Source organism: Salinimicrobium oceani, assembly GCF_012037645.1.
The window spans coordinates 242,761-267,010 of record NZ_JAAVJR010000004.1; the positions used below are offsets into that span (position 1 = coordinate 242,761).

General features: G+C 42.6%; 29 protein-coding genes. 13 read left to right on the top strand and 16 right to left on the bottom strand.

All coding sequences use genetic code 11. The features are described 5' to 3' along the window. Window positions 1–92: 92 nt before the first annotated feature. The 4 genes from HC175_RS24615 to HC175_RS09065 all read left to right on the top strand — a co-directional run bounded on the left by HC175_RS24615 (window position 93) and on the right by HC175_RS09065 (window position 3,168). Entirely contained in the window at window positions 93–749 is a 657-nt protein-coding gene (locus tag HC175_RS24615; RefSeq protein WP_168138163.1) for a DUF4331 family protein, read from the top strand. A gap of 26 nt (window positions 750–775) precedes the next feature. Next, window positions 776–1,324 carry a DUF4331 family protein gene (locus tag HC175_RS24620; RefSeq protein ID WP_168138164.1) on the top strand — a complete coding sequence of 183 codons (549 nt, stop codon included), beginning with the start codon at window positions 776–778 and terminating at the stop codon, window positions 1,322–1,324. Window positions 1,325–1,406: 82 nt separating this feature from the next. After that, entirely contained in the window at window positions 1,407–2,699 is a 1,293-nt protein-coding gene (locus HC175_RS09060) for a tetratricopeptide repeat protein (RefSeq protein ID WP_168138165.1), read from the top strand. Between the two features lie 10 nt (window positions 2,700–2,709). Further along, window positions 2,710–3,168: a hypothetical protein gene (locus HC175_RS09065; protein ID WP_168138166.1), complete on the top strand. Its 459-nt coding sequence runs from the start codon at window positions 2,710–2,712 to the stop codon at window positions 3,166–3,168. 136 nt (window positions 3,169–3,304) lie between these two features. On the opposite strand, the gene HC175_RS09070 is transcribed toward HC175_RS09065, so the two are convergent. The 3 genes from HC175_RS09070 to HC175_RS09080 all read right to left on the bottom strand — a co-directional run bounded on the left by HC175_RS09070 (window position 3,305) and on the right by HC175_RS09080 (window position 5,672). After that, a complete protein-coding gene (locus tag HC175_RS09070; protein WP_168138167.1) occupies window positions 3,305–4,108 on the bottom strand; it encodes an anti-sigma factor in 804 nt (267 codons plus the stop codon). Next, complete coding sequence (locus HC175_RS09075) at window positions 4,109–4,642, bottom strand: RNA polymerase sigma factor (RefSeq protein WP_168138168.1); 534 nt, start codon at window positions 4,640–4,642, stop codon at window positions 4,109–4,111. Window positions 4,643–4,748: 106 nt separating this feature from the next. Beyond that, a complete protein-coding gene (locus tag HC175_RS09080) occupies window positions 4,749–5,672 on the bottom strand; it encodes a cation diffusion facilitator family transporter (protein ID WP_235942566.1) in 924 nt (307 codons plus the stop codon). Between the two features lie 296 nt (window positions 5,673–5,968). On the opposite strand from HC175_RS09080, the gene HC175_RS09085 reads away from it, so the two are divergent. The 3 genes from HC175_RS09085 (at window position 5,969) to HC175_RS09095 (ending at window position 8,332) form a co-directional block, all read left to right on the top strand. Then, the gene (locus HC175_RS09085) at window positions 5,969–6,307 is read left to right on the top strand and encodes a P-II family nitrogen regulator (protein ID WP_168138169.1); all 339 of its coding nucleotides are present in this window, start codon (window positions 5,969–5,971) and stop codon (window positions 6,305–6,307) included. A gap of 2 nt (window positions 6,308–6,309) precedes the next feature. Further along, window positions 6,310–7,536, top strand: coding sequence for an ammonium transporter (locus tag HC175_RS09090; protein WP_168138170.1), 1,227 nt, complete (start codon window positions 6,310–6,312; stop codon window positions 7,534–7,536). A gap of 157 nt (window positions 7,537–7,693) precedes the next feature. Further along, entirely contained in the window at window positions 7,694–8,332 is a 639-nt protein-coding gene (locus HC175_RS09095; RefSeq protein ID WP_168138171.1) for a spermidine synthase, read from the top strand. A gap of 10 nt (window positions 8,333–8,342) precedes the next feature. On the opposite strand, the gene HC175_RS09100 is transcribed toward HC175_RS09095, so the two are convergent. The 3 genes from HC175_RS09100 to HC175_RS09110 form a co-directional block, all read right to left on the bottom strand. Then, entirely contained in the window at window positions 8,343–8,942 is a 600-nt protein-coding gene (locus HC175_RS09100; protein ID WP_168138172.1) for a hypothetical protein, read from the bottom strand. 91 nt (window positions 8,943–9,033) lie between these two features. Continuing rightward, window positions 9,034–9,666 carry a hypothetical protein gene (locus tag HC175_RS09105; protein ID WP_168138173.1) on the bottom strand — a complete coding sequence of 211 codons (633 nt, stop codon included), beginning with the start codon at window positions 9,664–9,666 and terminating at the stop codon, window positions 9,034–9,036. 349 nt (window positions 9,667–10,015) lie between these two features. Then, complete coding sequence (locus HC175_RS09110) at window positions 10,016–10,414, bottom strand: hypothetical protein (RefSeq protein ID WP_168138174.1); 399 nt, start codon at window positions 10,412–10,414, stop codon at window positions 10,016–10,018. A gap of 168 nt (window positions 10,415–10,582) precedes the next feature. On the opposite strand from HC175_RS09110, the gene HC175_RS09115 reads away from it, so the two are divergent. The 3 genes from HC175_RS09115 to HC175_RS09125 all read left to right on the top strand — a co-directional run bounded on the left by HC175_RS09115 (window position 10,583) and on the right by HC175_RS09125 (window position 14,171). Continuing rightward, entirely contained in the window at window positions 10,583–11,833 is a 1,251-nt protein-coding gene (locus HC175_RS09115) for an L-lactate MFS transporter (protein ID WP_168138175.1), read from the top strand. A 119-nt stretch (window positions 11,834–11,952) separates the two neighbouring features. Further along, the gene (locus tag HC175_RS09120) at window positions 11,953–13,287 is read left to right on the top strand and encodes a serine hydrolase domain-containing protein (RefSeq protein ID WP_168138176.1); all 1,335 of its coding nucleotides are present in this window, start codon (window positions 11,953–11,955) and stop codon (window positions 13,285–13,287) included. A 122-nt stretch (window positions 13,288–13,409) separates the two neighbouring features. Further along, window positions 13,410–14,171 (top strand): PepSY-like domain-containing protein, encoded by a 762-nt coding sequence (locus HC175_RS09125; RefSeq protein ID WP_168138177.1) that lies wholly within the window; start codon window positions 13,410–13,412, stop codon window positions 14,169–14,171. A 293-nt stretch (window positions 14,172–14,464) separates the two neighbouring features. On the opposite strand, the gene HC175_RS09130 is transcribed toward HC175_RS09125, so the two are convergent. The 3 genes from HC175_RS09130 to HC175_RS09140 form a co-directional block, all read right to left on the bottom strand. Next, complete coding sequence (locus tag HC175_RS09130) at window positions 14,465–15,118, bottom strand: hypothetical protein (protein WP_168138178.1); 654 nt, start codon at window positions 15,116–15,118, stop codon at window positions 14,465–14,467. 10 nt (window positions 15,119–15,128) lie between these two features. Further along, window positions 15,129–15,575, bottom strand: a complete 447-nt coding sequence (locus tag HC175_RS09135) for a hypothetical protein (protein ID WP_168138179.1) — start codon at window positions 15,573–15,575, stop codon at window positions 15,129–15,131. Between the two features lie 108 nt (window positions 15,576–15,683). After that, window positions 15,684–16,016, bottom strand: coding sequence for an ArsR/SmtB family transcription factor (locus tag HC175_RS09140; RefSeq protein ID WP_168138180.1), 333 nt, complete (start codon window positions 16,014–16,016; stop codon window positions 15,684–15,686). A 223-nt stretch (window positions 16,017–16,239) separates the two neighbouring features. Here HC175_RS09140 and HC175_RS09145 point away from each other — a divergent pair, with 223 nt between their 5' ends. Continuing rightward, on the top strand, window positions 16,240–16,962 hold the full coding sequence (locus tag HC175_RS09145) for a TerC family protein (RefSeq protein ID WP_168138181.1): 723 nt from the start codon (window positions 16,240–16,242) through the stop codon (window positions 16,960–16,962). A 267-nt stretch (window positions 16,963–17,229) separates the two neighbouring features. On the opposite strand, the gene HC175_RS09150 is transcribed toward HC175_RS09145, so the two are convergent. The 6 genes from HC175_RS09150 to HC175_RS09175 form a co-directional block, all read right to left on the bottom strand. Then, complete coding sequence (locus tag HC175_RS09150) at window positions 17,230–17,814, bottom strand: DUF1989 domain-containing protein (protein WP_168138182.1); 585 nt, start codon at window positions 17,812–17,814, stop codon at window positions 17,230–17,232. After that, a complete protein-coding gene (locus HC175_RS09155; RefSeq protein ID WP_168138183.1) occupies window positions 17,798–18,418 on the bottom strand; it encodes an FMN-binding negative transcriptional regulator in 621 nt (206 codons plus the stop codon). The genes HC175_RS09150 and HC175_RS09155 overlap by 17 nt, the downstream gene beginning before the upstream one ends. A gap of 2 nt (window positions 18,419–18,420) precedes the next feature. Then, on the bottom strand, window positions 18,421–19,098 hold the full coding sequence (gene gntA / locus HC175_RS09160; protein WP_168138184.1) for a guanitoxin biosynthesis heme-dependent pre-guanitoxin N-hydroxylase GntA: 678 nt from the start codon (window positions 19,096–19,098) through the stop codon (window positions 18,421–18,423). A 103-nt stretch (window positions 19,099–19,201) separates the two neighbouring features. Continuing rightward, entirely contained in the window at window positions 19,202–19,465 is a 264-nt protein-coding gene (locus tag HC175_RS09165; RefSeq protein ID WP_235942567.1) for a SemiSWEET family sugar transporter, read from the bottom strand. Continuing rightward, window positions 19,465–19,986, bottom strand: a complete 522-nt coding sequence (locus HC175_RS09170) for a DUF421 domain-containing protein (RefSeq protein ID WP_168138185.1) — start codon at window positions 19,984–19,986, stop codon at window positions 19,465–19,467. Before HC175_RS09170 ends, HC175_RS09165 begins: the two co-directional genes overlap by 1 nt. Before the next feature lie 47 nt (window positions 19,987–20,033). Further along, window positions 20,034–20,891 carry an SDR family oxidoreductase gene (locus tag HC175_RS09175; RefSeq protein WP_168138186.1) on the bottom strand — a complete coding sequence of 286 codons (858 nt, stop codon included), beginning with the start codon at window positions 20,889–20,891 and terminating at the stop codon, window positions 20,034–20,036. A gap of 128 nt (window positions 20,892–21,019) precedes the next feature. On the opposite strand from HC175_RS09175, the gene HC175_RS09180 reads away from it, so the two are divergent. Continuing rightward, window positions 21,020–22,255, top strand: coding sequence for a BaiN/RdsA family NAD(P)/FAD-dependent oxidoreductase (locus HC175_RS09180; protein ID WP_168138187.1), 1,236 nt, complete (start codon window positions 21,020–21,022; stop codon window positions 22,253–22,255). Here the strand turns inward: HC175_RS09180 and HC175_RS09185 are convergent. Then, complete coding sequence (locus tag HC175_RS09185) at window positions 22,230–23,051, bottom strand: SDR family oxidoreductase (RefSeq protein WP_168138188.1); 822 nt, start codon at window positions 23,049–23,051, stop codon at window positions 22,230–22,232. The genes HC175_RS09180 and HC175_RS09185 overlap by 26 nt on opposite strands. Before the next feature lie 77 nt (window positions 23,052–23,128). Here HC175_RS09185 and HC175_RS09190 point away from each other — a divergent pair, with 77 nt between their 5' ends. Continuing rightward, window positions 23,129–24,214: a diphosphomevalonate decarboxylase gene (locus HC175_RS09190; RefSeq protein ID WP_168138189.1), complete on the top strand. Its 1,086-nt coding sequence runs from the start codon at window positions 23,129–23,131 to the stop codon at window positions 24,212–24,214. Window positions 24,215–24,250: the final 36 nt, after the last annotated feature.

Here is a 24,250-nt window from a genome sequence, read left to right on the forward strand (position 1 = left end):
TTATTTCTTTAACAAAAGTTTAGGAAAACCATCCTCCTGCTTACTTCGTAGGTATAGGTGAATCAAAACTTAATTAATTAAAATTTTTAATCATGAAAAAAGGTAAACACATTCTCGGGATCAGCTTCTTGTTTGCAGCTGGCTTATTTCTAATCTCTGCAGATCACATTGATGCTCCTGCAGTACAAGGTGGCACAAGTGACATCACAGACTTCTATGCCTTTCAGGGCGAAAATTCGAACAACATGGTCTTTGTAGCTAATGTTCAGGGGCTCTTAAGTCCTTCAGCAACCGCCGGTGCTTCGTTTGATGAAAGCGTTATGATCGAATTCAATATCGATAATGATGGCGATTTCGTGGAGGATCTTGTTATTCAGGCAGTACCACGAAATGGCAAAATGTACATTCTTGGACCGGTTGCTCCTCGGGAGACCGGACTTTCCAGTACCCTTACTGCAGAAAGTTCAAAGGATGTCACTTCGGTTAAGATCACTTCTTATGGAGAGGAAGCAGTAACGACTACTAAAAGAGGAATTTCAGCTTTCGCCGGGCCTCGTGATGATCCTTTCTTTTTCGACTTCGCCCAGTACAGTGCCATCATTGCAGGAGAGGCCTCAGGATTCAATAATCCCGGAAGCGACACTTTTGCAGGAACTAATGTGCTCTCTGTTGTAGTAGAAGTTCCAAAATCTATGATTGGGGGTTCGGGAACGATCAACACATGGGTAGAATCTAAAAGAAAACAATAAGTATCAACATTTAAATTATAAAGATTATGAAAATTTCAAATAGAATATTAGGGATCGCATTAATAAGTGGGTTATTGATGAGCTGTGAAACTGAAAGCATGCCTGGAGACGACATGGGCATTAATAAAAATCCTAACCTCGCAGGAACTTACATGCAGGAGGATCAAATGGGACGACCTGCAATAAACACGGTGTTCGTTGCCTCTGGAAGCAAAGATGCTTTCAATGTTACCGCTCCCTCAAACCAGAATAGCTTTCAGCCTATGTTTGAGTCCACCTTACTAGCTCTTAATCCTGGTTACACTACCAACGCTTTGGGAATGGATGCTCCTACTTTTACAGGTGCGCTAGCGACAGATGTGCTGAATGTTTCTCTAGATGGACCTACCACTTTTTACGATGGTACAAATGTCCTAACCGGTCGAAGACTGGCAGATGATGTTATTACGGTAGAATTACTTCTGATCTTTGGAGGTCCCGATTTCTCAGAAAATCCCGATTTCTCTGACGATCATGTAGATTCCAATGACAAGGAATTTCTTACTTCCTTTCCATACCTAGCTTCACCACACTAGGCCCTCCACAAAAGGAGCACGTTCCCCGGCGTGCTCCTATTTTTAACTTCAAACCCACGTTAACCACTAAAACCACTCGATCATGTTCAATAAATCGTTTTTATTTACAGCACTTATCTCTTTCACCCTTTTTAGCTGTCAGCAAACTCCTGAACAGGTGACACACAAAGATGATTATGAAATTTATCTTGAGGCAGATGCAGATCCCGCTTTAGAAGTCCTGAAACAAGACCTTGTATTCTGGCAGGCGAAGCTGGAGAAGGATCCTCAGCAGTTCCCGTACCTGGTACAACTCGCTGGTTCACAATCTCAATTATTTGAAATGACCGGTAAAATTGATTATTTGATCCTGGCCGGGAAAAATCTGGAAGGAGCCAATAAGAAGACCAAATATGCTAAAGCTGGGTATTTAAAAGCTTTGGCGAGAAACTATATTTCTCAACACCGCTTTAAGGACGCCTTAGAAATTCTGAAATCTGCAGAGATAACAGGGGAGAAATTAGCAGGTACGCAAAAAATGCTTTTTGACGTACATATGGAATTAGGTAACTATGAGGAAGCTGAAGTCTATTTAACGAGAATTGAAGACCGTACTGATTTCGATTTTTTAATTCGATATGCGAAATGGAGTGACCATAATGGAGACCTTGGTACTGCTATCACTTATATGGAGAAAGCGACAGAAAGGGCTGAAACAGCGAACCTCAAATCCCTAAAGCAATGGTCTTACACGAATCTTGCCGACTTCTATGGTCATAATGGAGAAATTGAAAAGTCCTATGAACACTATCTGAAGGCCCTTGAATTAGATCCTACAGATGCCTACGCAAAAAAAGGAATAGCCTGGATCGTTTATTCACATGAACGTAATCCCCAGGAAGCTCTTCGCATTCTAAATGCTGCCAATGAGCACCACCAAGCTCCTGATTATTTTCTTTTAAGAGCCGAAATAGCGGAATTCCAAAATGATGACCTCTCAAAAAAGCAATATTTAGAACAATATTTTTCAGAGGTTTCCAATAAGAATTATGGGGCAATGTACAATTCTCCCAATTCCCTACTTCTCGCTGAAGATGGTAAAGAAATGGATAAGGCGCTCGTCCTTGCACACCAGGAAATCACCAACAGGCCAACACCTCAGTCTTATGATCTGCTTGCCTGGACCTATTACAACAAAGGGGAATATAAGCAGGCACTAGCTATTGCAGAGCAGCATGTTGAGAACAGAACCTTCGAGCCTGCTGTGCTTTACCACCTTGCGAAGATCTATAAAGCCAACGGAAAAGAGGCCAAGGCGAAGAATCTGAAAAAAGAGTTGCTGGAGAGCTTATATGAACTTGGTCCCGGAATGGAAGGGCATATTCAGAAAATCTAAACAGAGAGTTATGAAATTTCAGTATGTTTTTTTAATGATCTTTTGTATGTGGCAGGGCAATATCTTTGGGCAGGAATCTTCTGTTAACAGACCCATAGAAATAAAAACTCCTGCAGAAACAAAGTCTCTATGGCAGACAATTTATTTTGCAGAAGATGAATTTCAGCTCAACCTGGTCTCCTGGAATCATAATATCTTTGACGTAAAGCTTAAGCTAAGAATGGAAGATGAATTGAGCAGCGAAGAAAACTATAGGATCTTATCGCAGGTAAGTTTCTTTGATCTCGAGTGGAACTATAGGATCGGCCCTGTTAGCATATCCTGGTCAGTAGAAAATCTGCTGAATATGAACAGCCCTGAATTTGCCATTGAAGGAAACCTGGAAAGAGACCTGTGGACGGGAGACCGGGTGATCTTTGAACACGCGTCCGACTTCAGGGTCAATACGGCTATAAGCTACAGTTTCTAAATAAATTTTTGCAGAGTTGGTTAAAGGTTGGGGATTTGCAAGCGCTTGTCGTATTTTACGATAAGCGCTTTTTTTGTAAGTCAGCAAGAAGGTGCTTCGGAAAAATTCAGCTAAAATATTGAAAATATTCCCCTTTTTAAGAGGTGCTTTCCACTACGCCTATCGTATAAAGCTGCTCTAAAGTTGGAGTCAAACTTCCGCCGGCAGGCTCAAGAGTAATTCCAAAGGCTTCAGATTCATTAGGATTGGGAATGCTGAAGATCTTGTTTTCATCTGTAGAAAAGTCCTCTATGGTTCCGAGGCTTGTAGGAGTCAATGGAGAAAGTCTTAATGACCATACCTGATAAACTTTTCCGCGAGGCGGCTCCGGAAGTCCCTGTGCGTCTAAGAAAATTTGCTCTCCTTTTTTATTCCAGTAGACCTTCGCATATGCTTCGGGAGAAGCTTCCTGTCCTTGAAGCGGTACAGTGATAATATCTCTGTCACGAAGGATACCAATAAGATTTTCAGCTTCAGAAAGATCGGTATTTGCTCGTTCAATTTGCTCTTCCATGAGCTCATTTCTAGTTTCCACCACGCGTATCTCTTCCCGCAGATTGTCGATCTCGCTCACTGTCCACCACAAGCCAAAGCCTACAACAACTGCAGCAGCCCAACCTGAATAGGTGACCCAGGAAGACCTGGGATATAAGCTTCTCGTTTTTGACTGTATGTCTTTACTGCCTAATCTGGACTTTAGATCGGCCAGGAAGTTTGCTGAATTGGAAGGTGAAGCCGCAGCTGTTAGTGACATTATTGAAGCTTCAATTTTGATTACCTCCTGGTAAACTTCAGGATGCTTTTTCATCATCTCGGCCACCTCCTCATTCTCTTTCTCAGAGAGGCTGCCGGCAACGTAAAGTTCCAGTATTCCAGATTCTATGTAATCTTTAACTTCCATTTATTGAACACGCAGCATGTGGCGCAACTCATTTATACAATTTCTATTCCTTGTTTTGACTGTTCCCACAGGAAGGTTAAGACTTTCAGAAGCTTCCTTCTGCGTAAAACCTTTAAAATACAGGAGATCAATGATTTCTGTGCATTTTGTAGCAAGTTTGCTAACAAATGATTTTACTCCAATACTATCTGTCGCCCTGTTGTAGTTGTCATCATTTTCTAATATATCTACGAAAAAATTGCTGTCAAGGTTTTTCCTGGCATTTTTAAAATCCTTGGACCTTATCTTGTCGATCGCAGCATTTCGTGCGATGTTCAACAACCATGTAAAAAAACGGCCTTTTTTAGAGGAATAGGTATCTGCATTATGCCAGGCCTTCAGGAAAACATCCTGCAGCACTTCCTGCGCAATATCATGATCTCGAACTATATTGAAGATAACCCCGTGCATGCTTTCACTGTACATGGAATACAAAGCTTCGAAAGCTTTTCCATCTTTATTCTGAAAACTTGCAATGAGGACGTTGAGCTCCATAATATGTTTTACCCCACGAATGTAGGAATTAAAAATCAGGTTTTCCTCCTCCTGTTCATCATTTAACTAGGTTGCCAGCCAATTAAAGATTTCAAGGCCGATGGGGTTATTCCGTCAATTCACAGGTTTCTTCATCCAGTTCGGTTTCAATTGTGTAGTGCTCGAAGGAATATGTTTTCAGGATATTTTTTACCTGTTTCTTTACTTCCAGTACTTCACCAAATTTCTCAATATACTGTAGTTTGATGTGTGCCGTGAATACATGGTGTTCACCTTCAAGAGACCAGATGTGGGTATGATGCATAGATGCGACCTTATTAATTTCAAGTATTTTATTCTTAATCTCTTGGAGATCAATATCTTTTGGGACTCCCTGTAAAAAGATAAACAGGGTTTCCTTAAGCCGCTTTACCACATTCCAGAGTATATAGATGGTGATCAATAGGGAAAGTGCAGGGTCCAGGTAATGTATATCCTGAAATTTAAGCACGATAGCAACAACGAGTACAGCAACCCAGCCCAGAACATCCTCAAGCAGGTGCCAGGAAACTACTTTTTCGTTCATGCTTTTGCCACTGCTTAGTTTGTAAGCTGCATAACCATTAACTGCAACGCCTATAATGGCAAAAATGATCATCCCGTCTGCATCAGAATGTTCTGGTTCGAACAATCTTCCAACAGCTTCGTAGATCACATAGATCGAGCCGCCAATGAGAACCAGGCTGTTGATCAAGGCTCCCAGGAGGGAGAATCTTCTATATCCAAAAGAAAATGCGGCATTCGACTTCTCCTTACTCTTTTTGTCGAGATACCAGGAGGTGCCCAAGGACAGGCTGTCACCCAGATCGTGCACAGCGTCGGAAATGATCGCCACGCTATTTACATACATGCCGCCAATAAACTCCAGGATCGTAAAACCAAGGTTAAGAAAAAAAGCCAGCCGGAGGTTTTTACCTGAATCATGCTGATGGTTATGCTGATGTCCCATAAGATCTATTTCATGTGGCCCTTGCTGCAGACTTGATTCCATTTTTGCTGCTGTACAAGAAATGCACTCATAAAATTAATGCATGCGAATGAACTGGAGGTGCAGATCCAGAAAAATAATGGAATGGAGCAGTTCCGGGTGCCTCTTTGACCATAGGAATCGGAAATACGAGCTCCTAAAATTCTATCAATAGAAATTGAATAATAATTATGAGCTACGTAAAAAGAGGGGGTATTGCTTATTAAATATATAAATTTCATCATTTTGCCCCATTTATTTAGGGGGTGTGGGTAAAAATTTACTAAGTTTATGTTCGTAATATGCTAATTCAGGATGAAATGAAGAAAATTGAAGCAATAATCCGAAGCGAAAAATTTCAGGAAGTGAAGCTGGCCCTGCAGGAAATAGGAGTCGTCTTTTTTACGTACTGGGATGTGACTGGTGTTGGCAATGAAACCCACGGCCATGTTTACCGGGGAGTAGCCTACAGTACATCAGATATTCCCAGGCGAATGCTGTCTATCATTGTTTCCGACGAAAAAAAGGAGGAGACTGTGCAGGTGATCCTTGATACTACATTTACTGGTAAAATTGGAGACGGAAAAATTTTCGTTTCCACCATAGAGGAGGCTTATCGAATTAGAACTAAGGAATCTGGAACCCAATCTCTCAGTTAGTTATGGAAGATCTGAACTTTGTTATCAACAATGTGTGGATGATGCTTTGTATCGTCCTGGTATTTATTATGCACCTGGGATTTTCGCTCCTGGAAATAGGCCTTACCCGGGCAAAAAATACAATTAATATTCTCTTTAAGAACGTAATGGTCCTTATCATTGGTCTGCTTACTTATACTCTGCTCGGCTTTAGCCTTATGTACCCGGGAGAGATCTTTGCGGGTGATCTTATTGGTTTTGCAGGTTTTGGAATTCCCTTACCAGGAAATGGCTTAACTGCGGAATACGCCAGTGGGAATTATACCTTTTATACAGATTTCCTTTTCCAGGCCATGTTTGCCGCTACCGCTGCAACTATAGTCTCGGGCGCTGTAGCCGAAAGGATCAAATTATCTGGGTTCATAGCCTTTTCCATTATTTATGTGGGACTTGTATATCCCATTGCCGGCTTCTGGAAATGGGGTGGGGGTTTTCTTGACGAATTGGGATTTTATGATTTTGCCGGCTCTACCTTGGTACATTCTGTTGGAGGTTGGGCTGCCCTTGTTGGAATATACCTCCTGGGCCCGCGCATAGGGAAATTTGGTGAAGGAGAAACAAAGGTCATTCCCGGCCACAGTATTCCGCTCTCCACCGTAGGGGCTTTTCTATTGTGGTTTGGATGGTTCGGGTTTAATGGGGGTTCTGTGCTTTCTGCAAATCCTGCTGCGACTTCTCTTGTGCTGGTTACCACATGTATAGCTGCAGCCGCCGGAGGTTTAAGCTCCTTCGTTTTTACCAGAATAAGATATCGGTCCAACGACCTTTCCATGGTACTCAACGGGATCTTAGGAGGTCTTGTAGGGATCACAGCTTCAGCCGATCTTGTAGGTGTAGGTGAGGCTTTTTTAATAGGAACGGGCTCGGGGATCCTTATTGTTTTTTCCGTAGCATGGCTTGAGAAACTGCGATTAGATGATCCCGTTGGTGCCGTTTCGGTGCATCTCACCTGCGGAATATGGGGAACCCTGGCTGTGGGAATTTTTGGAAACCTTGCCGGCTGGCAGCAACTCCTTTCTCAAATGATAGGAATTAGCGCAGTTGGGATCTTCGCCGCCCTTACATCCTTTGCAATTTTTTCTGCGCTAAAAAAATCAAATGAGCTAAGGGTAAGTGAGCAGGAAGAAATTGAAGGTTTAGATCTTCATGAACATGGAAGTGCTGCTTATTCCGAATTAAAATACGAGTAGGAAATCTAATTTGAAGCAGCCTTAAAAATGGCCTTTTTGAGAGGTATCCTTTCAAGGAAATTTTTCTAAAAACGCTTTAAATCAGAAGTTTCTTTTAATCGATGTCCTTCTCTAGTCTTGCAAGAGCCTTTTTGTAAAATGGTATCTTTGTAAGGCTATGAAAAAACAACTGAGTTACCTGTGGCCACTTACCAGGAAATATAATTCCCGTTTCAATGGTCAGCTGGAAGTTACCTGGAGCAACGGCCGAAAAGTTCTGGACAGCAGTAATGCAAATTATTCGTACGGCCCACTTCAGGAAGTGCTGGATTTTGGGCTTTCCAAAGTGAATGCAAACAGGGCCTCGCCAATCCTTCTTCTCGGACTGGGAGGCGGAAGTGTAATTCCTTTGCTTCGGAAGAAATACCGTTATTACTCTAAGATCACTGCAGTGGAATTGGATCCAGATATACTGGAGATCGCAAAATCTGAATTTCAGGTAGAGCAGTACCAGCCCTTAGAGCTCGTTTGTACAGATGCCGAAGCTTATGTCGCTTCAGCAAAGGGAAAATTTGGCCTTATCATTGTAGATCTTTTTCTGGACCTCAGCGTTCCTCCTCAGTTTTTCTCACTTGAATTCTGGCAACAGGTGGAGAAATTACTTGAAAAGCATGGAAAAGTTCTTTTTAATGCTGGTATCAACAATGCCCATAAAGAGCACATCGCCTCCCTCCTCGAAAATAACATTTTAAAGATAAATTTTGAGAGACAGGAGGATGTACAGCGTAGTAACACATTATTACTTGGAAGCAGTTGAGCGATTGAAATTATTGAGATGCACTGGTTTTTCTTTTCCGCAGCAGGCCCATCATTTCGCCAAATCCTATTCCGTAGTAGATCCTGTCTTTGCTAATCTGTACTACCGGGGAAATTGTGAAGCCAAAAAACCTGCTGAAAGGGATTTCAATTTTTGGATTCACAATAAAGCTAATGGTATTGTATTTATGATAGCTCCAGGTATAATTTTCTACAAAGATCCCACCTCCAGAAGTTTCCCAATTTCCGGGTTCTTCAATGGTTGTATAACCTAAGCCAAGACTAAAATTCAGCCGAATGGTGCCCGACTCATTAAGTTTAAAGATCTTTCCCATTCCCGCCTGGAAATTTTCAAAGGTATCGTAAGGACTTAACAGACCAAAGAAAAGTCCATCCACCAGCCCCGAAGAATAATCTGCCGGTTTTGACCTGGCTTTCCGCACATGGCCGCTGTACCCCATCTTAAAACTGAGCTGCTCGTGGTAAACGTAATTCAGATTCAGGTCCAGCCCAATGTAATTGCCCAAATCAAATTCAGCTGAAGAATAAAATGCATGTGGCGTATCTGCCTGGGCATAAGAAGCCTTCGAAAACACAATCAAAAAGGCCATCAAAAAGAGCTTTTTAATTCCAAAAGTTCCGGGGCTTGTCAGGGTTAAGGATTCGGTTGCTTTAAAGATCATTCTTTTATAAAAAGTCATATCAGTTCTTTGCAGGTGGTGGTGGTGGTGGGAAATTTGTGGGATCATGACGTGCCAGAAGAATGCTGTGTGCGAAAAAATCCTTTGCCTTTCCAGAGTTGAGTTGGGCAAAATCTTCAGCTATTGTAGCAAGTGCCTTCTTCGTCACCTCCATGTCATTTTCTTCCTCAACATACAGGTGGATCAAAGCCGGCTCCATGATGTTTTCTTTTGTCTGAAGAAAATATGGTTTGGAAATATACTCACTCAAAACTGCTGCTAACTGCGCTAAAGGTTTGCCCTCATCGACGGAGTGCGGTTCTATAACAGAATCATTTTTTACGTAAATCTGAATGCGTTGAAAATGACAGGCAGTAGAAGTGGGTTGAGGGCAGGCTGCGACTGCCGTGACATAATATCTTTTATGCAGATATGTGAATTTTAAACCAGAAACTTTACCCTCACAGGCCAGCTGTCCTATCTGATTTCTCAATTCGCTGAAGCTTTCAAGGCGATCTGCATCTATGAGTTGAAATTCTTCTTCAAGGGCCTTTTTTTCAAAATCTGGAGAAAAAAAAGGCGTCTCGTGATTTTGCTCAATCACAGAGCAGGAGCCAAGGAAAAGCAAAAAAAGAAGAAAGCCTAATTTTTTCATTAAACGCAGTGATATTCCCATAAATTTAGAAGTTATTCTGGATTTTAACGCCTAAGCTTCAGAAGTTTTTCGGCTGAGGTCTCAAAAATGACAAATTTCAGCAAGAATTATTCGGATTGATTTCAGGTGCAAATCCTTCTTCAGACAGAAGAGATCAATAGCAGGAAGATTTATGGAAACAGCTAAGATTTTTCCGCAGGGGCAGAAGATTTCCCGGGAAAACTTCCGAGGAAATAATAAGATCGCATAAAAGGCAGGTGATTTTAATGTTATTGAACATTTTTTTGCCTTTTGAAATAGCTAAAAATTTTCCTGTTAAAGAGACCTGGAAAATGCCCTTTTTGAGAGGTTATTGGCTGATGGTTCCCATAAGAAGAAGTAGAAACAGCAAGGCAATTCCAATGGAAATAAGCGTCGGTTTTACCCAGCTTTTCTTTTGATAAGCAGTTTCACTTCCAATAAATTTATTCCAAAAGTATTCGTTCAGGATCGCCGCACCAATAACATTTGTAATGATCGTCATTGTAGGTGCGAGGCCAAAACTCTGCATCACTACTGCGGTAAGAATAATGTAGGCAAAGGCAAAGAGCAGTACCCATAAGGCTTCCTTCTGTTTCTTAAGGTGCCTCAAATTGACAACCAGAAGTGCTGCAGCAAAGATCGTAGAAAACAGAATTGCAAAGACAAGGATAAGAGTTTTAGAATAGAGCCGGGGTTGAGTTTCCGGGTGGTCTTCTGGTGTGATCATTTTATCTATTTTTGGGCTGGTAAATTTACAGGTTTTCAATGGAAATAGCTGCTAATTGCCAGCAGCAGTTTGCGCCATTCCTTTTGAGAGATGATGCCTGTCATAGCATCTCCTGAATTTCTATCATTACTTTGCAGTCTAAAGCTTTTTCAGGAACTTCCTCCATTCATGGAACAAAATAAGAACAGGTGGCTTATTGCAGCTTCCGCAGTAGGAATACATATTTCAATAGGATCGGTTTATGCCTGGAGCGTATTCACAACGCCGCTGGTGCAGGAAATGGGCTGGTCATTGAAGGAAACGCAGTTTAGTTTTAGTCTTGCCATTTTTGTTCTCGGCATCGCAGCGGCCTTTTTGGGTCATTTCCTGGAGAAAAAGGGACCCAGACTGTCTGGCATGCTCTCCGCTCTTTTCTTTGGAATAGGCATTGCGGGATCTGGACTCGCGGTGCAGCTGGAATCTGTATATCTGCTTTATCTTTTTTACGGATTGTTAGGTGGGATAGGTCTCGGGTTGGGATATATTACTCCTATCGCCACCCTCATTAAGTGGTTTCCCGATAAACCGGGTCTTGCTACAGGAATGGCTGTGATGGGATTTGGGTTCGCCGCCCTTATTAGCAGTCCCCTTATTGTATATTCTATTAATACTTTTGGGCTGGCTCCTACATTTTACATCATGGGCAGTATATATTTTCTGGCAATCCTGGCTTCCTCGTCCTATCTTTCCCTTCCTTCGGAAGGTTGGGAGCCGAAAAGACCGAAAGATCCAGATCCTGCCGCCGGGAAAGATCATTCAGTTAGGGACGTACAACTTACGGCTGAAGCGGCTGTGAAAACCAGAAGTTTCTGGTTATTATGGTTGATGTTCTTTATCAATATTTCCTGCGGAATAGCCATAATATCTGCAGCTGCTCCCATGGCGCAGGAGTTTGCGGGATTAACTATGGTAGCCGCAGCAACTATGGTTGGCATTATGGGACTTTTTAATGGTTTTGGTCGCATTGGCTGGGCTTCCCTGTCCGATCGTATTGGGAGACCCAATATGTTCAGTGGTTTCTTCTTACTGCAAATACCTGTTTTTCTAGTCCTGCCTTCCGTAGAAAATGAGCTGCTTTTTCAAATATTGATCTTTATTATTATTTCCTGCTATGGTGGCGGATTTGCTACAATGCCCTCCTTTCTCAAAGATCTCTTTGGTACCAGGGCGCTGGGAGTAATCCTGGGATACATGCTCACCTCCTGGGCAGCCGCGGGAATGGTGGGGCCTTTATTTGCTGCCTGGATGCGCACCGCTTTCAACGGGTACACTGCCATGCTCTATTCCTTCGCCGGACTTCTGGTAACGGCCTTTCTGTTATCTTTAATTATTAGGTTCGAAATGAAAAGTTCGCGGCAGAGAACAGGTATTTCAGTTTAATTCCTCCGAATCTAAGATAAGATCAGCAGCAAAAACCTGAGGCTGGAAAGACCTTTCAAAAATGACATTTTTGGCAGGTGATAAAAATTACTTCTATATTTAATCTTCTCTGTTCCATTATGAAGAAGATCCTAAGTCTAATTCTCGTTCTCGTCGCTCTTGGTATTGGAGTCGTGGTCTATATTTATTATCCGAGGTTGAATCTCATCACAGGATTTGCGGCAAAGAATATGTGCTCGTGCGTCTTTGAGGCAGATCGCAGTGTAAAATCGGTGGTATTGCAGGATAATAATTTTGATCCCGTGAATTATGCCGAATATGAAGTAAATGACAAAGAAGCCTGGGCCACAGCAACAGTCTTCGGATTAAAGGAACGAAAGGCAGCTTACTATCCTGGCCTCGGTTGTGTATTACTGCCAGAAGATCTGGATAAAACTGCATTTTTGGAGACCAGGCCAAATCGAATCCAAAGTCACATTGCAAAGCCTTATCCCTATGGCCATGAAAAACCGCATGACACTTCCTTTGCTGAGGTCAAGATGCCGCAGCTAGAAAAGGCACTCCAGAATGCCTTTTTTGAGGAGCAAGGTACCAGAGCAATAGTAGTGCTATATAAGGACCATCTTTTAGCTGAAAAATATGCAGAAGGCTTTTCAGAAAGAACAAAATTTCTCGGTTGGTCGATGACAAAAAGTATCACCAGTGCAGTTTTGGGTGTTCTTGAGAAGCAAGGACGAATTGCTCTTGATGAAAGAGATCTTTTTCTGGAATGGGAAAAGGACCAAAGATCTGAGATCACACTCGAGAATTTGTTGCACATGAACAGTGGCCTGGAATGGGAAGAGGACTACACCAAGATCTCCGATGTGACACAAATGCTATTTCTGGCTCAGGATATGGCTAGGGTACAACTGGAAAACCCATTGGTAGCTCAGCCGGGAACCTTGTGGAATTATTCTTCGGGCACTACCAATTTACTTTCAGGATACATAAGAGATCGGTTTTCTTCACAGCAGGAATACCTTGATTTTTGGTACAGCGGACTAATTGACAGGATTGGAATGCACTCAATGACGCTCGAAGCCGACCTTTCGGGTAACTACGTTGGCTCCTCTTATTCCTGGGCGACGGCGCGAGATTGGGCTAAATTCGGATTACTCTACCTAAGAAAAGGAAACTGGAACGGAGAGCAAATTTTGTCAGAAGCGTGGATAGCACATACTATTGAGCCAGTGGAAGGTTCTTCGGGGCACTATGGTGCACATTTTTGGCTCAATGCCGGCGGAAGCTATCCAGATGTGCCGCGAGATCTTTTTTCAGCAAACGGTTTCCAGGGCCAGCATGTATTTGTCATTCCTTCAAAAGACCTGGTGGTTGTTCGCTTCGGACTTATAGAGCATCCGGAGTTTGATCTCAATATTTTCCTTAGGGAAATTGTTGCAGCCGTTGAATAGGAGATTTTCTGAAAAGTGGTTCCTGGAGCTATGCTAAATTTCTGCTAAAAACAACGTCCTCCTAAAATTTGATCAGCTTTTTAGCGTTTCTGAAGAACTCAATCCTTTAAAAGTTTGCAATTATGAAAAATCTAAAGTTCTTTAGTTTAATACTTGTATCCCTGCTTGTATTTTCTTCCTGTTCAAATGATGACGATGGCGGAGAAACAGGTGGAGAAGTAGATCTGAACCTTACCGCAGCTCGATCTGATAATCATGTTAATACCGCCGCCTTGCCCCAGGCTATCCTGGATTATATAACGACAAATTACCCAAATAATACTATCTGGAAAGCCGAAATCGAAGACAACAATAATTACGAGGTGGAATTGAATGATGAAACCGAATTAATTTTCGACCAACAGGGTAACTTCCTTGGGATCGATGATGATGACGATGACGATTTTGGGGATGAAGATGTTGCAGCCGGAGATCTTCCTGCCGCTGTAAGAGATTTTATAAGCACTTATTTCCCTAATGCCACTGTTGAAGAAGCTGAAAGGGAAAACAATGGAAACTATGAAGTTGAACTCTCCAATGACGTTGAACTGATCTTTGATGCCGATGGTAATTTCCTGGGACGCGCCGAAGATGATGATAATGATGACAGGGATGATGAAGATATTGCCATTGATGATCTACCACAGGCGGTGAGGGATTATATCACTGCCAATTACCCCGACTACAGCATTATTGAAGCCGAAAAAGAAGACGATGGAACCTATGAGGTAACATTGAACAATGGTCTGGAGTTACATTTTGACGCCCAGGGCAATTTCCTGGAGGCTGATGACCATAATGGTGATGACGATGACGATGATGATGACGACAGCAGTGATGATTAGATCAGCATGACAGAAAGAAAAAGCTGCAGACATTCTGCAGCTTTTTTTTTGCGAATTGAGATATTCTTAAAACCGAAAAGTTCAAAGGCTAAGCTAAAAATCTCAATATAGAAGTAGGTTCAACTCAATGTAAGCTGACAAAACTCTGTTTATTCGCAGCTTATCTTTTCTTCCAGGTCAAGAAACTGTGCTGCACTTGTAAATTCGTTTTGCATGATATGACTGGTCCAGTTGTTTAGAAGTGCATCCAGTTCCAGGCCCGTTGCTTCAGAGGAAGCAGTAAATCCTTGCTCTCAGAACATTCTAAAGGAGAGGATTCCGTATTTCTCCATAAGATATTTCACAAAACTTCCTGCCTGTATGCTTGTGTAGGAAGGGTAGCCTTCTTTTTCAGCCTCCAGCTCAGAAAAGTCTGTAAGTTTATTCTCCGAGGCCAGTTTTGAAACCCAGGCGTGTAGATCTTCGCCTGCGCAATCTCCTGCTGCATAAACTGCCATTCCTTCATCGAACCAGAAATTTGAAGGTTTTCCCCAGCTTCTCCAGGAATACAGCCGCCCCAATTCTTTTTTAAAAGCCGGCGCCGAAAAGGTTTCTGCAAGAAAGAAAATGCCATTTTCGTCTATCACGGCTCTTCCACTCGTTCTAACTCCAGAAAATTGTAACATTTCTTCGGGCGATGTGGTGAAAATAAGTACCGCCGATTCCTCCTGCTTCACTACCTGTAATTGCTCCATCACCTGCAGCCGAGCTGCTTCAGCGTCGATCCCAAATGCCGAAAGTTTTTTGGCGGCCGGGCTTTCGAGGGGCGCATAGAGAATGAAGTTTTCGGTTGAGACTTTTTTCCAATCCCGATCTGCAGCAAGGGCATTTTTAAGGAGGCCATCTTCTTTGGAATTCTCACATCCTGCAGAAAGGACTAAAAGAAAGAGTAGAAAAAAACTTTTCAAAAATGACATTTTAGAGTGCTGAGTTACGAGGAGGACCAAGGAGATCAAGAGTTTCCTGAAGCTCCTGTGGCCTTTGTGTTCCAAGGCAGAACTTCTTTCCATTCTTAAGTTTTACAGCCAGGCCCTTATCGCCTTTCACATTATATACGGTACCATAGGAAGTGAAAAGCCTTATGCCCCAGCCTCCCACAAAGCCGTAGTTCACAATGCGAGCAGACTCGATCTCCTCCCAGCTATAATTCTTTTTTACAAAAGGGAAGAACCGAAATTTTACTCCTGCTTTATCAACATTGGTAATGAGCCTTAGAGATAGAAAAATGAGGCTCACCACAACCAGAACAAGTGCACCTAAGTTGACTGCATTCAGGTAGATCAGGAAAACGCCAAGAACCAGGAAGCTGATCCATAGCCACCATTGGTTAAAACGCTGAATTTCCCTGAAGTGGTTCTGTGTCATGGTTAAAGCTAGAAAAATTTCATGTTCTGCAGCAATTTGTCAACCAAACTTGGTAACTGGCTACTGAATTTTCTGAAATGCAGCCCAATGCTCATTAGAATGAAATAATTAGCAGCATTCAGTTTGGGTACGAAGATCCTGGTCGAGAAAATCTGTAAGTAGTTTTTTCATTTGGTTCCAGTTTTCGCGGTGAATGCAGTAGCATACGCTGGTGCCTTCAATATTTCCTTTGATCAAACCTGCACTCTTAAGCTCCTTGAGGTGCTGTGAAATGGTGGGTTGAGAAAGTCCTATCTTATTTACCAGGTCTCCGCAAATGCAGGTATCACTCTCAAAAAGGTGTTGTAGAATAGAAATTCTGGCAGGATGCCCCAGCACTTTGGCCATTGCCGCAATAGCATTCTGCTCTTTGGTAAATATTTCAGATTTCGTAAGTCCCATGGATTCAAAATATTAATTGCAATATTACAATAAAAATAGGAATTTCTGTTGTCTGACGTTCCCTGGAAATCTCCCCTGAAAAAAGGTATTTTCATAAAATATTATTTCTGACAATAATTCTGCTGCTTTCTAAATAGGTCAGGTTTCTTAATTTTTTCTAACAGCAGTTTGCTTAAAACGCAGGATGCTGTACCTTCAGCTGTTCAAAATATTTTCGCTACAAATGGAGATTTTTCTTGAAATTGATACCTGGATCGCCCTGCTCACGCTAACTTTTATGGAGATCGTTCTGGGAATTGATAATATTATTTTTATTTCGATCGTTGCAGGGAAGTTGCCAGAAGAACAACAAAGCAAAGCCCGCCTGGGAGGATTAGGCTTAGCACTTATCATGAGGATTGGTCTGCTCTTTAGCGTTACCTGGCTAATAAGTTTAACAGATCCTGTATTTGCCATGTTTGGTTTTGACTTCAGCTGGAGAGATATCATTCTTGCAGCAGGAGGTATCTTTCTGCTTTTAAAATCTATTATGGAGATCCATTCAAAAGTTGAAGGTGATGAACACCAGCATGAGCTGAAACAGATCTCGTCCTTTGGGTATGCTATTTTTCAAATAGTGATGCTCGATATCATTTTCTCCTTTGATTCTATACTTACAGCTGTGGGATTGACAGACGAGATCATTTTAATGATCATAGCTGTTGTAGTTTCAATAGTGGTAATGATGATCTTTGCAAAAGCTATTGGAGAATTTGTGAATAAATATCCTACTATCCAAATTCTTGCGTTGTCATTCCTTATTCTTATCGGCTTTATGTTGATGATGGAAGCCTTGCAATATCACGTTCCTAAAGGATATATCTACTTCGCTGTTTTCTTCTCTCTATGTATAGAAATGCTGAATATCAGGTTCAGGAGTAAACAGAGAAAGGTAGATGCTAAGTAAAAAAGGGCGCCAAAGGACCTAAAAAAGAGAATTTTAAAGATTTGTTAAGGCGCACAATATGTAAAATGTATTTTTTACATTTATTGCCCGAATTAGAATGCAATGAAATTTCGAATCAATAAGGCTGTTCTTATGGCTATTCTCTTATTCTGCTTGATTGCAGTGATGTACTTTAATTATCTATTTTCAATGGTCTAATTCTCTTTTCTGCATAAAAATTCCTTCTGAAAAGGCTCCAATTATTATTTCCAAAAAGGTTTTCATTTCTTAATCCCGCAGGATTTCGTAGTGTATAGGCTTAAAACTACCATTATTGCTGTCTTCTGCAGAGCAGGCGGTGAGGGCAACAATTAGATCCATTTCGGCTTCAAAAAGCACATAATCCCCGGCTTTGCTCAGCGGCGGATCTACACTTAATTTTCCGTTTTGATCGAACTGCACATTCATAAAGATGTTGAAGGCAGTTGGAACATCGTCGGGTTCAATTCCAAAGGGAGCTAAATTGGTGTAGAGATTCTCAAAGCAGCTGGGATGATATTCCGGATTATTATACATGATCTTAAAGGTTTCGGGGCTGCAGGGGGCGAGCAGAAAATCATTCCTGCCATTGGTGTCTTCCAGGATCTTCATCATCTTATTGCTACGGTTGCTCCACAGCCAGTCGCCTTTGGTAATGAGGATGCTTTCCTCAAAATCAAGGGTTTTCCCTGATGAGATCTTTTCCCGCGGGTCTTCGGCATTAAAGAGAACCATATCGCTTACCTGTTCTCCCTGCGGATCTGTAACCTTCAATTTTTGCCCTTTTTGAAGCTTAAAGGCGGCTCCTGTTTGTCTCTCAATGATCTGTACCATGTTCTCTTTTAATGTTTTTGCTGAGTTCTGAAGATAAAGGATCTTCTCTTTGCTCCAAATGTGAAGTGACCGAATGTAGGTCATCGTGCTCAAAACCCTGGTGAAGCTTAGCTATGGCCTGCACCTTCACCGGTTCACACCAAAAGCCTGTAATAAGCGGAAGATGATCTTCTACCATATCCTTCGGAAGGTCTTGATAATGTACTGGACATTTCTGATCCTTTTCAAATCTCCCGATCAACTTTTGGAGGCTTTCCTCCAGTTCGGCTCTCGTCTGGAGCTTCAGCTTTACATTTACATGTACTGCCGAATAATCCCAGGTGCTAATATTGATGTCTTTGTACCAGGAAGAGGAGACGTAACCATGTGCGCCATGAAAAATTAACAGCGCTTCGAGTCCGTCCTTGAGGAACTTGTACTGTTCGTTTGCTTCGGCTATATGTCCGTAAAGCTGAAATTTTTCTGGTGTACCTTCAATGAGAACTGGGATGTGGGTAGCCAGTAGCTCCTCTCCCTGCAGCACGAAGGTTGCGAAGGGATGATTATCTATAAAATCAAAAATGTACTGGGGATCCTGCTTGAGATATTTTTTCTGCCGAAACATGTTTATTTTTTGTGGTTAAGAAAAGGACATTTCCATTCTTCTCCAACTTTTCTACCACTATATTGCCTGGCTTCGCTGCGCTCTCCAAAATCCTGGAGCATTGGATTAATATCCCCTTGTAGAGCAATATCCCTATCGCGAATTTTATCTCGCACTGTATGGTAGGTGTTCATCTCTCTTAATTTCTCAAACTGCCAGTGCAGGTTGAATGCAATAGCAGGATAAGGCGCCTGCCTTGCTTTTCTGGAACTATTTGGATGTAGGCCAACTATATAGAAGGCTTTACCGCCCAGGCTAAAACTAAAGTTTTTGTGTTCGGGATCTGCATTAACAGCTTCGTCCCAGGGAGTGTCATCTACTTCATGCAAATGTTGTAATTGTTCCCAAAGTGTCTTTTCAAATTCCTCTTCAGTATATTGCTGTTGTCCTTTAAAGGCAGCCAGGAAAGTGAGAAACTCATTAGATTCAAAGTCATAAGCCGCAATATATTTCTTCAAATCAGCCAAAATAGCTCTGGCAGTTTGCCTGCTTCCGAAGTCATTATATTCATGAAAATCGACTTTATCCATGCTGAAAACGGTTTGTGCCATAAGACATGGATGATCTTTTGCGATAATAAAATCTTCGAATTCGGCTTTGGAGGAGGAAGTATCCACCTGGGTCATTGAAATACGCGACATAAATTGAGTTTGGATAAAAATAATAGCTGAAGCCATTATCCTCAAGAGGTTTAAGATTCTCTTAATGGAGTTTTAAGTAAGATTAACAGCCAGCCAAATGCTTCTATTTTTCGCGATACCTGAAAATAAGAAAGATCATAAAGCTGTTCAGTAAAAAAGCGAGCCCATTGGTTGCCATGATGGGAATATCCTTTTGAATTACGCCATAAACGATCCACAAACCCAGTCCTGTAATGAGAACAAAGAACATCCCGGGGGAGACATCTTCAACCTCTTTAGTTTTCCAGGCTTTCCAAATTTGGGGCACAACTGCAGCAGTTGTAAAGGCACCAGCTGCAAGGCCAAGAATTTCTGTCCAGCCCAGCATTAGCGTGATACATCTTTAAGGAGCCAGTCTTCAAGAACCTCCTGCTCATTATTGCTGTGAAGTACCGAAATATCACCCGTAGTTTCGAAAACGACCGCCCGTACCTGTGATAAATTCAGCACATTGGCTTCTCTTAATTTAGATCGCAGATCCCCTTCGGTCACTTTGGCTTTTATCAAATTTTCCTTGAGAATATTTTCTCCGTCCATGAGCATAAGTGGAGAATTATCCACGATTTGGCTCACAGTTTTGTATTTCCTGAGGGTCGCAACAGCAATCTGGAGTCCATAGATAAATGCCAGTCCTAAAATTCCGGTTGCAAGGCCAACAGATCCAGACAGGACTGTAGATGCGATCATGGAACCTATGGCAACGGTCATGGCAAAGTCAAAGCTTGACATCTTCGAAAAACTACGTTTTCCCGTGAGCCTGGTAAAAATTATAATGGCCAGGTAGATACCAATGGCATTCACAGATAAAACAATAACAGACTCCCAGCTTAGGTTAAACCACTCTTTCATGAGTTTTGAATTATGGATTGAGAAACAAGTTAAGAAGAACGCTTTGATTAAGCACCTACTACTTCGCCACCATTGACATGGATCACCTGCCCGGTAATGTAACTTGCATCCTTACTGGCTAAAAAGATATAAGCCGGACCCACTTCGCTGGGTTGTCCTGCTCTTCCCAGCGGTACTTTTTTCCCAAATTCAGCTACATGTTCGGCATCAAAAGAGGCGGGAATGAGCGGTGTCCAGATAGGGCCTGGCGCTACTCCATTCACCCGGATATTTCTTTCGGCCAGCATTTTTGAGAGGGATCGGGTGTAGGCGGTGATCGCTCCTTTGGTGCTCGAATAATCCAGCAGGTGTTCGCTACCGCGATAGGCAGTTACAGAAGTAGTATTGATGATGCTATCACCGTCCTTAAGGTGTTTGAGCGCTTCATTTACGGTGAAGAAATAAGGATATATATTGGTCTCAAAGGTCTTTCTTACCTGTGCCGAATCGACGTCCTCTGGTTTTTCCTCAGGAAATTGCATAGCTGCATTATTCACCAGGATATTGAGTCCGCCGAATTTTTCTACCGTCTTTTGAACAACTTCCCTGCAAAATTTTTCTTCCGTGAGATCTCCTTTTAAAGCCAGGCCCTCAGAACCTGCTTTCTCGATCATCTTTATAGTTTCTTCGGCGTCTTTATCTTCAGAAAGATAGACAATAGCAACTTTTGCGCCTTCTTTAGCAAAATGCACTGCCACACTTTGCCCAATTCCGCTGTCGCCGCCTGTGATCAGAGCGACCTTTCCCTTCAGTTTCTCACTGCCTTTGTAGTCTTTGCGAATTACTTCCGGCTCGGGATGCATCTTTTGCTGTTCTCCGGGCTGCTTGTCCTGCTTTTGCTTCGGAAGGTCTTTAGGTTTGCTCATTTCTCTAACATTTTGAGATTTAAAGTTATAGAACCGGCGGGCTGGTTGCCGAAGGTTTAAGAAAGATTTAGCGCAGGCTTTAACAAAGAATAACGTCTTACAAAAATGGATACCTTTGCGGCTGAAAAATGACATTTTTGGAACCTCTTTCTTTTGACATTATAATAATTGGTGGCGGGGCTGCCGGATTTTTCACCGCGATCAATGCTGCTGAAATGGCTCCGGGAGCCAGGATCTGCATTCTCGAGAGGGGAAAAGATGTGCTGAACAAGGTGCGCATCTCGGGCGGCGGAAGGTGCAATGTCACTCACGCCGAATTCCTTCCGAAGGAACTTACGCGGAATTACCCGAGAGGAGAAAAGGAGCTTCGTGGGCCTTTCCATAACTTCATGACGGGTGATACAATTGAATGGTTCGAAAAGAGAGGTGTGCCGCTGAAGATCGAGGAGGACGGCCGAATGTTCCCTGAATCCAACTCTTCTGAAACTATCATTGATCTGTTTCTTGAGGAGTCAAAAAGGTTAAAAATCGAGCTCCTTACCAAAAGGGCAGTGCAGCAACTGCAGCAGAAAAATGATCTTTGGGAGATCTCAACTTCACAGGAAAATTTTACTGCCAAAAAAGTACTGGTAGCCACCGGAAGCAATCCAAAAATGTGGAATCTGCTTCAGGATCTTGGCCATTCAATTGTGCCGGGGGTGCCTTCTCTGTTCACTTTCAACATAAGTGATAAACGCATCAAAGATCTTCCCGGAGTAGCTACAAATGCGATAGTGAAGCTTAAGAAAGATAAACTGGAAACTTCAGGACCCTTATTGATCACCCACTGGGGCATGAGCGGACCCGCTATTCTGAAACTTTCGGCCTGGGGTGCAAGGGAGCTATGCGATAAAAAGAATTTTGAGATCGAAGTGAATTGGCTTCCTGAAGTTTCTTCTGAAGATGTGGAAGAAGAACTAAGGCTTCAAAAAGGGGAAAAAGCTAAGCAATTTGTGCACAAGCGAGCCCTTTTTGAACTTCCGAAGCGCTTATGGCAAAGTCTGCTGCAGGCATCGGGTATTGAACCTGGAGTTCGCTGGGCCGATCTTAACAGGCAGCAGCTGGAATCTCTTACGGAGGAACTCACCTGTGGCACATTTCAGGTGCATGGAAAAAGCACTTTTAAGGAAGAATTCGTCACAGCAGGAGGAGTTGAACTCAAAGAGGTGAACTTCAAAACTTTCGAAAGCAAGGTCTATAAAGACCTTTTCCTGGCGGGAGAAGTGCTGAATATTGACGCCATCACCGGCGGCTTCAATTTTCAGAATGCATGGACCGGCGGATTCCTTGCGGCACAGGCTATGACCTCCGATTCTGCTGTTTAAGTAAAATTTTATTGAACCAGGACGTGGGCAGGATCTTTCTTGCCAGCAATACTGCGCTTGCACCTTTTCCGGTAGGGTAGCGAAGTTTTTGGCTGCCGTCTGTTACTGCCTTGAAAACAGTTTTTGCAACCACTTCGGGACCGGGTGCTTTTTCATTTCTGCTACGCATTCCGCTAAAAATTGCTTTTTCCATTTTTTCATAACCTTTGACCGATTCATTGTCAAAAATCTTCAGGGAGCGGCCGTGGAAATCGGTTTTTATGGCTGCGGGTTCTAGCAGTTTCACCTTGATATTGAACTTGCGGAGTTCGAACTGCAGGGCTTCAGTAAATCCTTCGAGCGCCCATTTGCTGGAGCAGTACAGGCTGTAAAGCGGAATCGTGAACCGGCCAACCACAGATGAGGTGTTGATGATCATTCCTTCCCCTTTCATTCGGAAGTACGGAATAAACTCCCGACAAAGATCCATCACTCCAAAAACATTGACCTGAAACTGCTGCAGCACGTCCTCTTCCGAAGATTTTTCAAATGCGCCCACTGCGCCATAACCGGCATTGTTGAATAGGACATCGATCTTCGGAAAATCGGCTTCCACTTCAGGAATGATCTTTTGCAGGTGTTCCTTTCGTGTTACGTCCAACTCATAAAGTTTAAGATTAGGAAGTTCTTTTAGCTCTGTTTCTTCTTTAGGAGCGCGCATGGTGGCGGCAACGTTCCAGCCTTTTTCTGCAAAAAGTTTAGCTGTTGCCCTGCCAATTCCGCTGGAGGCGCCGGTGATGAGAATGGTCTTGCGCATAGGTCTGATTTTATTTCCTCCCTAAAATAGCATTTTTGGATGGCTTTGGCTTTAACAGGAAAATCTATCTTTGCGTTATGACCGAAAAAGATTTTATTCCGAATCCATATTCCGCAACAGTGGAGCAAGGGGAAGTGACCTGGCAAAGCCCCAGCAACATTGCCCTGGTGAAGTATTGGGGAAAACTGGAGCATCAGATTCCTGCAAATCCTTCCATTAGTTTTACGCTGGATTCCTGTAGAACGACCACAACTTTAAAGTTCAGGAAGAAGGAGCAGATCTCAGATGATTTTGATTTTGAACTAGAATTTGAGGGGGAGAAGAAGGATTCTTTCCGGCCAAAAATTCAGAAGTTCCTGGAAAGAGTAGAGCAGTATTTGCCATTTTTGAAGGACTACGAATTTAGCATTGAAACTTCCAATTCCTTTCCCCATAGTAGCGGGATCGCATCTTCAGCCAGCGGAATGAGCGCACTTGCACTTTGCCTTATGAGCCTGGAAAAGCAATTAAATCCCGAAATGAGTGAGGAATATTTCACCCGAAAAAGCTCATTTTTGGCAAGGCTGGGATCGGGTAGTGCCTGTCGCAGTATCGAAGGAGAACTTGTGGTTTGGGGGCTTCAGAATAATATCTACCAAAGCAGTGATCTTTACGGGGTGAGATTTAGAGATGAGGTACATGAAAATTTCAGGAATTACAGGGACACGATCTTGCTGGTCGATAAAGGAGAAAAGCAGGTGAGCAGTACGGTTGGCCACGAATTGATGAATGGTCATGCTTATGCCGAAAGACGCTTTAGGCAGGCCCACGACAATCTCGACCGACTCAAAGAGATCTTCCGCAGCGGAGATCTTTCAGAATTTATAAAAGTAGTGGAAAGTGAAGCTCTTACCCTTCACGCTATGATGATGACCAGCGAGCCTTATTTCCTGCTCATGAAGCCGAATACGCTTGCGATCATCAATAAGATTTTTGAGTTCAGAGAAGAGACCGGGCTACATCTCTGTTTTACCCTTGATGCAGGCGCAAATGTGCATTTGCTGTATCCGGAAAAGGAGGAAGAACTAACCCTGGAATTCATAGAAGTCGAGCTGAAGCAATATTGCCAGAATGGTCAATATATCAACGACAGAGTGGGAAGCGGAGCGAGGAAATTGGCCTGAAAATTGACCTCTATCATACACTGTAAGAGATTACTT

Excerpts from the sequence above, each read along its gene's own strand:
- HC175_RS24615 (WP_168138163.1), top strand. The coding sequence starts at position 93 with ATGAAAAAAGGTAAACACATTCTCGGGATCAGCTTCTTGTTTGCAGCT.
- HC175_RS24620 (WP_168138164.1), top strand. The coding sequence starts at position 776 with ATGAAAATTTCAAATAGAATATTAGGGATCGCATTAATAAGTGGGTTA.
- HC175_RS09060 (WP_168138165.1), top strand. The coding sequence starts at position 1,407 with ATGTTCAATAAATCGTTTTTATTTACAGCACTTATCTCTTTCACCCTT.
- HC175_RS09065 (WP_168138166.1), top strand. The coding sequence starts at position 2,710 with ATGAAATTTCAGTATGTTTTTTTAATGATCTTTTGTATGTGGCAGGGC.
- HC175_RS09070 (WP_168138167.1), bottom strand. The coding sequence starts at position 4,108 with ATGGAAGTTAAAGATTACATAGAATCTGGAATACTGGAACTTTACGTT.
- HC175_RS09075 (WP_168138168.1), bottom strand. The coding sequence starts at position 4,642 with ATGGAGCTCAACGTCCTCATTGCAAGTTTTCAGAATAAAGATGGAAAA.
- HC175_RS09080 (WP_235942566.1), bottom strand. The coding sequence starts at position 5,672 with ATGGAATCAAGTCTGCAGCAAGGGCCACATGAAATAGATCTTATGGGA.
- HC175_RS09085 (WP_168138169.1), top strand. The coding sequence starts at position 5,969 with ATGAAGAAAATTGAAGCAATAATCCGAAGCGAAAAATTTCAGGAAGTG.
- HC175_RS09090 (WP_168138170.1), top strand. The coding sequence starts at position 6,310 with ATGGAAGATCTGAACTTTGTTATCAACAATGTGTGGATGATGCTTTGT.
- HC175_RS09095 (WP_168138171.1), top strand. The coding sequence starts at position 7,694 with ATGAAAAAACAACTGAGTTACCTGTGGCCACTTACCAGGAAATATAAT.
- HC175_RS09100 (WP_168138172.1), bottom strand. The coding sequence starts at position 8,942 with ATGGCCTTTTTGATTGTGTTTTCGAAGGCTTCTTATGCCCAGGCAGAT.
- HC175_RS09105 (WP_168138173.1), bottom strand. The coding sequence starts at position 9,666 with ATGAAAAAATTAGGCTTTCTTCTTTTTTTGCTTTTCCTTGGCTCCTGC.
- HC175_RS09110 (WP_168138174.1), bottom strand. The coding sequence starts at position 10,414 with ATGATCACACCAGAAGACCACCCGGAAACTCAACCCCGGCTCTATTCT.
- HC175_RS09115 (WP_168138175.1), top strand. The coding sequence starts at position 10,583 with ATGGAACAAAATAAGAACAGGTGGCTTATTGCAGCTTCCGCAGTAGGA.
- HC175_RS09120 (WP_168138176.1), top strand. The coding sequence starts at position 11,953 with ATGAAGAAGATCCTAAGTCTAATTCTCGTTCTCGTCGCTCTTGGTATT.
- HC175_RS09125 (WP_168138177.1), top strand. The coding sequence starts at position 13,410 with ATGAAAAATCTAAAGTTCTTTAGTTTAATACTTGTATCCCTGCTTGTA.
- HC175_RS09135 (WP_168138179.1), bottom strand. The coding sequence starts at position 15,575 with ATGACACAGAACCACTTCAGGGAAATTCAGCGTTTTAACCAATGGTGG.
- HC175_RS09140 (WP_168138180.1), bottom strand. The coding sequence starts at position 16,016 with ATGGGACTTACGAAATCTGAAATATTTACCAAAGAGCAGAATGCTATT.
- HC175_RS09145 (WP_168138181.1), top strand. The coding sequence starts at position 16,240 with ATGGAGATTTTTCTTGAAATTGATACCTGGATCGCCCTGCTCACGCTA.
- HC175_RS09150 (WP_168138182.1), bottom strand. The coding sequence starts at position 17,814 with ATGGTACAGATCATTGAGAGACAAACAGGAGCCGCCTTTAAGCTTCAA.
- HC175_RS09155 (WP_168138183.1), bottom strand. The coding sequence starts at position 18,418 with ATGTTTCGGCAGAAAAAATATCTCAAGCAGGATCCCCAGTACATTTTT.
- gntA (WP_168138184.1), bottom strand. The coding sequence starts at position 19,098 with ATGTCGCGTATTTCAATGACCCAGGTGGATACTTCCTCCTCCAAAGCC.
- HC175_RS09165 (WP_235942567.1), bottom strand. The coding sequence starts at position 19,465 with ATGCTGGGCTGGACAGAAATTCTTGGCCTTGCAGCTGGTGCCTTTACA.
- HC175_RS09170 (WP_168138185.1), bottom strand. The coding sequence starts at position 19,986 with ATGAAAGAGTGGTTTAACCTAAGCTGGGAGTCTGTTATTGTTTTATCT.
- HC175_RS09175 (WP_168138186.1), bottom strand. The coding sequence starts at position 20,891 with ATGAGCAAACCTAAAGACCTTCCGAAGCAAAAGCAGGACAAGCAGCCC.
- HC175_RS09180 (WP_168138187.1), top strand. The coding sequence starts at position 21,020 with ATGACATTTTTGGAACCTCTTTCTTTTGACATTATAATAATTGGTGGC.
- HC175_RS09185 (WP_168138188.1), bottom strand. The coding sequence starts at position 23,051 with ATGCGCAAGACCATTCTCATCACCGGCGCCTCCAGCGGAATTGGCAGG.
- HC175_RS09190 (WP_168138189.1), top strand. The coding sequence starts at position 23,129 with ATGACCGAAAAAGATTTTATTCCGAATCCATATTCCGCAACAGTGGAG.